Annotated in this window: 1 protein-coding gene; it reads right to left on the reverse strand. The window is 69.2% G+C overall.

Annotated elements, in window-relative coordinates; genetic code table 11:
- Positions 1-1,478, reverse strand: a 1,478-nt coding sequence (locus AC1D00_RS40770) for an ATP-binding protein (RefSeq protein ID WP_477014601.1), incomplete at both ends; no start/stop codon positions are given.

Consider the following 1,478-nt stretch of genomic DNA (forward strand, 5'->3'; position numbering starts at 1 on the left):
GCCATATCAGCGCGATGCAGAGCGTGATCGGATGCTCCATCTGCGCGGCCTCGGTGACCGTCTGTCGCGCCAGCTGCCGCGCATCCAAGGGCCGGCCCTGCAGCCAGAGCTCTCGCGCGAGCGAGATGCCGGCCCGGTTGCGGTGATCGAAGCCATGGACCGTGCTGATCCGTTCCGTACCCGGACCCTGCCAGGCCGCCTTCAGCATGTTCAGCGCGTCGCGATGCTCGCCGGCCAGATGCAGCGAGACACCCAGGAGCGAGTGGGCGAGCCCGATGGACGCGGCATCGCCCAGCGTCTCGGCGACTGTGAGGCTCTGCCGTGCGTAACCAAGCGCGGCATCGAACTGTCCCATCCGCTCGTGGAAGATATGCATGCGGCCGAGCAGCTGAAGCTGGTTCGGCGCGTCGCCGCGCGCCTGCGCGATCGCAAGGCTTCTGCTCAATGCGCCGCGCGCCGCTTCGCTGCCGCCGCGCGTGAACATCAGGGTCAGTCCGAGGGCGGCCTGGATGTGCATTTCCTCGGCGTCGCCGTGCGTGGAAGGATCGATCGCAAGCAGCGCCCGTTCCGACCAGCGCCGGCATTCGATCAGCAATGACATCGCGAGAAAGATGGGAGCTGCCGCAGCGGCGAGCGCTATGCCGATGCCCACATCGCCGTTCGCGCCAAAGCACCAGTCCAGCGCGGCGCGCACGTTGTGAAGCGCGGAGAAGTGGATCGCGCGCTCGTCGGCGCTCGGCACCGTCGCCCATGTCGTACCGGCCTGTTCCAGCCACCGCCGGTAGTAGGTCGCGTGACGGGCCGCGAGCGCCGCGTCATCAGGCTCGATCTCGAGCAGATAGGCGCGCGTCGTGTCGAGCAGCCGGTAGCGCATCATCGCGCCGATCGGTCGCGGTGCGACCATCGACTTGGCGACGAGGCTGTCGATGGCGTCGAACAGGCGGGCGCGGTCGACACGGTCGTCCGGCACGACCTCGAGCGCGGCGTCGATGGTGAAATGGCCGGCGAAGACCGCGAGCCTGCGCAGCACGAGGCGCTCGATGTCGGACAGGAGCCCGTAGCTCCAGTCCAGCGTCGCCCGCAATGTCTTCTGCCGCGGCGGCGCGGTGCGCTGCCCCTGCCACAGCAGATTGAGGCGTTCGTCGAGCAGGGCCGCTGTCTGCTCCAGGCCGTAGGCCTCGACCCGGCCGGCGGCGAGCTCGATCGCCAGGGCCATGCCGTCGAGCCTGCGGCAGATGCCGGCGACGATCGCAGCATTGCCATCGTCGAGCGCGATCTGCGCGCCGCCGGCGGTCGCCCGTTCGAGGAACAGCTGAAGCGCGGGATAGGTCTGTGCGGCGGCAGCCGTCAGTCCGGCACCGTCAGGCGGAACGGCAAGCGGCGCCAACCGATAGACCTGCTCTCCCTCGACACGCAGGGCTTCGCGGCTCGTGGCCAGGATATGGACATGCGGCGCGGCGTGGAAGATCTCCGCCGCC

Source organism: Bradyrhizobium sp. P2_E8 (genome assembly GCF_056403875.1).